Annotated in this window: 5 protein-coding genes; all 5 read right to left on the bottom strand. The window is 61.2% G+C overall.

Annotated features, from left to right (window positions below; all coding sequences use genetic code 11):
* A partial coding sequence (locus WBB85_RS18740; RefSeq protein WP_432640111.1) for a pilus assembly protein TadG-related protein occupies window positions 1-580 on the bottom strand: 580 nt, incomplete at its 3' end.
* Window positions 581-583: 3 nt separating this feature from the next.
* Window positions 584-994 (bottom strand): TadE/TadG family type IV pilus assembly protein, encoded by a 411-nt coding sequence (locus tag WBB85_RS18735; protein ID WP_432640110.1) that lies wholly within the window; start codon window positions 992-994, stop codon window positions 584-586.
* Between the two features lie 268 nt (window positions 995-1,262).
* Window positions 1,263-2,897: an SDR family oxidoreductase gene (locus WBB85_RS18730; protein ID WP_432640109.1), complete on the bottom strand. Its 1,635-nt coding sequence runs from the start codon at window positions 2,895-2,897 to the stop codon at window positions 1,263-1,265.
* Window positions 2,894-3,340, bottom strand: coding sequence for a thiol-disulfide oxidoreductase DCC family protein (locus WBB85_RS18725; RefSeq protein WP_432640108.1), 447 nt, complete (start codon window positions 3,338-3,340; stop codon window positions 2,894-2,896). Before WBB85_RS18725 ends, WBB85_RS18730 begins: the two co-directional genes overlap by 4 nt.
* Before the next feature lie 200 nt (window positions 3,341-3,540).
* On the bottom strand, window positions 3,541-4,503 hold a 963-nt coding region (locus tag WBB85_RS18720), incomplete at its 5' end, for an AMP-binding protein (RefSeq protein ID WP_432640107.1).

Genomic DNA, 4,503 nt, shown 5'->3' with positions numbered 1-4,503 from the left:
CTTTCACGTAGCTTTGCGAATGGATGCAGAAGCCGGAGCCGTAGTGGCTGCCGCTCTGAATCTCGACCCGGTCCTTTGCTACAAAGCCTTCCCGGAAACAGCTGGGATAATAGGTTTGAAAGACTGTGCCCGATGTGACATCCAGCTTGGACATACCGACAAGCCCCATCATGTAGGTGGTCACGCCATTTCCGTTTGCGGCATGGCGCTTTGACACGACCTGAACCGCATCGCGGGATGAGGCATCCGGCGTGAAGGACTGCGTGTCGCTGTCCCAATGTCCGAAAACGATATCATCGGCTGACAGGACTGAACCGTATTTGACTGACGGCATGTTGTACGCAGCGACTTCAAGCGCCTTGTTCCTGGCGTCGTCAGTGCTGTTGAGTTCGCGCGTATAGATCGCGGCATGGGCCGCTGCATCCGACGCCACCTGCAACTGGGTTTTGGTGGCAACGCCATTTCCGAAGTCAACCGCCAGGCCACCCACCATGAGGGCCGCCAGAAACATCTGCAGGCTGAACACCGTGATGCCGCCATGTTCGTCAGCATGAAAACCGGGAGTGTGATGCAGGGTCATGGCTCAGTTCTCCATCAGGTGTTCTGAACGCACTGTCATCTCAGCGGTCTTGAAAATCCCGGCGACACCAAACATGTCAAGATCGCTCATCGGCACGGTGATCGACGTCGTGATCAGCCCGGCCGCGATGTTGTTCGACACACTCGTGGGTGTCGCGAATACGCCTGCCCGGGCCTCGACGAAATCAATAACCTCAGCCGTGGTCGTGAGGCGACCGACGGACATATTCCGGTTGGCGTCCTGCACGATGCGCAGCAGCTTTGACTGCCCATGAAAGACCATGGAGACATCGGCCAGCAGGCCGAACAGCATGAGATAGAATGGCAGCCAGAGCACCGCTTCGATTGTCGCGGCTCCGTCCTCATTCCGGCCAAAACGGAATAACTTCCTGAAAGATTTTCTATGGCAGCGCATCGTTACAAATTTCCCGTTCTCCGCCGGTTGTCCCGGCTGGAATTCATGCCCCCGCAATCCAGACATGTTTGAAATCTGGCAAAAATGCGCCGGCCGCGCCGGTTTTTGTGAACAAAGCTAAGAATTCGTGGATATTAGCCCGTTTGTTAATCTTGCGTTCATCTTCGCAATTCGCCGTTCATGCTGGGTTCATTTTCGCCCAGGCACGGTTCATCTGACGTTAACCTTGAACAATTCGCAGAGTGACCCGGCGACGTGATTCGTTGGTCTACCTGCAAACGTCCGGCGCACTGGCACCGCGTTTCGAGAGCCAGCCGCGATAGTGAACGATGCGGCCGAACCCCAAGGGCGCGCGAAGCTCGACATCGAAGTGAAATCGGCCATCCTCTTCGCGTTCCGATGCCACCGATCCCGGCAGGAGCCTCCACGGCAGGGGCAAGGGACCGATCCGTCCCCCGGCGACCGGAAAGGCAAGGGTGCCGTCGGTGACATTCAGACCCAGCGCGAAGGTGAAGGGACCGAACCGTTCCGTCATCCGCCCGTCAACAGATCGCAGATGGGACCGGAACCGCCGCCCGCCGAAATCGCGCAACCAGACCTCGCCCTCGGGGACCTGCCATTTGGTGACGGTGACCGGCACATCCGAACCGGCTGGCGGAAAACCGAACAGACCCGCAATCAGGCGTGCGACCAGACCCTGGCCGCGCGTGATCTCGGCGCGCCCTTCCAGCCGAAGACAACCTGCCCAATCATGGCTTTCCCGGACCGGAACGGGCAGTTCAAGAAACGCGTCCCCAAGATGGGCCGGAAACAAGGGGGGCAGCGGTGCGGTCTGCGTCCCGGTCGTGACGGCAAGATCCGACATGGCAGCCTCGAACTCTGCCAGCGGCAATTCGGCAAGGGCGGGCCGCGCCCCCGGCCTGATCCTGTCGACCGCGCGCAGGATCGCCCGCGCCGCCACTGCTGGCACGAATGGCCCGTTTCCGGCCTCTGCCACCAGACACCATTCGCGGCGGCTCCATCCGTCGGCGCGGCGCCCGGTGACCTGAACGATCATCCCGCCCCGTGCGGTCCCGAAAGGCCACAGCATCGTCGCGACAAGCCGCGCCGCGCCAGCCGCCCAGCGCGGCATGCCGACGCCGGTGACAGCGCGAAGCCACGACAGAAGGGCAAGACCGGCATTCATCGGCCAAAGCTCCAGACCGGCCCGAAACGTAACGGTTGATGCCCCGAAACAGCGGGGGAACAATCGGTTGTCAGGCACCTCGATCAGGTAGCCTGTCCGGACCAGCCCGGGGGCCAGTTGAAACCGGCGCGGCTTTGACCAGCCGCGCGGCAGGTCCCATCCGCCGCCCTGCCAGAGCCGAAACACCGCGCCGGTTCGCGACAGGATGGCCTGGATCACCGAAGCCCCGCGCGGCGCGCGGTTGCCGGGAAGTATCGCCATATCGATCACGTCGACGCTGTCCAACGAACCAGCCAAAGCCGCGACCACGGCCGAGGACAGGGCAGGTACCGAAGAGACACCCGACAAGGCAAAGGTGCCCGCCTTGCGGGCGTCTTCATCCAATGCAGCGATGCCTTCGCAGAAGGCCGGATCGTCCGCCAGGTCGAGATATCCGACGCCGTGTGCGATACAGGCCCGCGCAATCCTGTAGGGATCGCCCGCATAGGCGTGGTAGGGCCCGGCTGCATCCACAACCACGCCGGGATCTTCAGCCCAAAGCGGTGTCAGATCTTCCCTGAGATCGAGTTGCAACACCCGCACAACAAGGCGGTTCGCCAGTTTGCGCGCAGGGGAAAGACGACGGGCGGCGATGAGAACATCATGCCCGTCACGCACCAGAAGTTCGGCGATACGACTGCCGAAGACACCCGTTCCACCAAGGACAACAACCCTCACGTCAGAAGCCGCGCACGAAGCGAAGGCGGTGCTAGGGCACAAAGATCGGTACGCCCGAACAATGCATAGCGGTTGCGGGCGATACGGGTATAGAGCCAGTCCCGCAACGGCTTCGGGATCACCAGAAGCAAGCGCAGAAGATGCCCCATGCCCCCCGACCGCGCGCCGACCCGCGCCATCGCGTCGAAATCCCGCCAGACCCGTCCCGCCTCAAGGAACAACCAGCTTTCAGGATCGCCGGGGGTAAGCCCGTAGTGGCGCAACATCGCCTGACCAAGGGGCGTTGCAACGGGACAGATACGGATATCACCCCGCCGGTCGAGCCGGTCAATCATCCGGGCCCCGAAGGCACAGAGCACACATTCCCCATCCATGAACGCCACCGGCGCGGCATCATCGAATGCGGGCACGGTGGCATCATCGCGGTAACTGTAGGGGTGCATCGGCAAGACCTCCGGCACCCAATCTGGACCAGAGGCGCGGTTGCGTCCATGCGACAATTCGATATCTCTGTGTCGTAAGGTGGGTTTAAACCCACCTTACAGCGCTGCTTTAGGGCGCTATTATGCGACCCAGCGCACCATTACGTGCCCAAAGGGAATTTCAACGTAAGGTGGGTTTAAACCCACCTTACCCGTCGGTCTTACTCAGACCACTCCCAGGGCCGGGTATATTCACCCAGCTTGTGCGCCAGCGCCTCTTCATCGACCGTCCCGGCTTTTTCCAAACGCGCCACGAGGCCGCGCTTCTTGTCCTCCACGACATCTTTCACCTTCACGGCGAACCCCGCCTCGGCAAGGGCCGCATCATAGACCCGGGCAATCGCGCGTTTTCTGAGATCCGGTTTGAAGATTTTGCCGACGGCGGTCTTTGGCAGCTCGTCCAGCACTTCGATATGTTTCGGAATGGCCGCGCGTTCTTGGATATGCGACTTGGCGAATTCCATAAGCTCTTCAGGTGTCACCTCGGCCCCGCCGACCAGTTCGACATAGGCGCAAGGCAGTTCGCCCGCGAAACTGTCGGGTTGGCCGATTGCACCGACGAAGGCGATGGCCGGGTGGCCCGCCAGGGCCTCCTCAATCTCGGCCGGGTCGATATTGTGGCCGCCCCGGATGATCAGATCCTTGGCACGCCCTGTGATCCACAGGTAGCCATCCGGGTCAATCCGCCCCAGATCGCCGGTGCGCAGAAACCGGTTGTCTGCAAAAAGCCCCTGGTTTTTCGCGACTTCTGTATAGGTCGATCCGTCGAAGACCCCGGGATTGGACACGCAGATCTCTCCGACCTCATCAATACCGCATTCCTTGGTGACAGCCCCCGCCGCATCGGTATGCAGGATACGCACCTCGGAATAGGGCAAGGGAAGTCCGACCGATCCCACTTTCTTAACACCGTCCATCGGGTTGCACGAAACCATACAGGTCGCCTCGGTCAGACCGTAGCCTTCGGATATCTGCACACCGGTGGCCTTTTCGAACCTGTTGTAAAGCTCAAGCGGCAACGGGGCCGAACCGGAAATCGCGGTTTTCAGAGAGGAGACATCGGCATTGACCGGGCGCTGCATCAGGGCGGCGATGGCGGTGGGCACGGTGATCAGGAACGTGAC

Origin of the sequence: Albidovulum sp., from assembly GCF_049646345.1 — a bacterium.
In the GTDB taxonomy this organism is placed as follows: Bacteria; Pseudomonadota; Alphaproteobacteria; order Rhodobacterales; family Rhodobacteraceae; genus Albidovulum.
This window is presented reverse-complemented; position numbering and strand designations above follow the sequence as displayed.

Coding starts and splice junctions, on each gene's coding strand:
- WBB85_RS18735 (WP_432640110.1), bottom strand. CDS start 994: ATGCGCTGCCATAGAAAATCTTTCAGGAAGTTATTCCGTTTTGGCCGG.
- WBB85_RS18725 (WP_432640108.1), bottom strand. CDS start 3,340: ATGCACCCCTACAGTTACCGCGATGATGCCACCGTGCCCGCATTCGAT.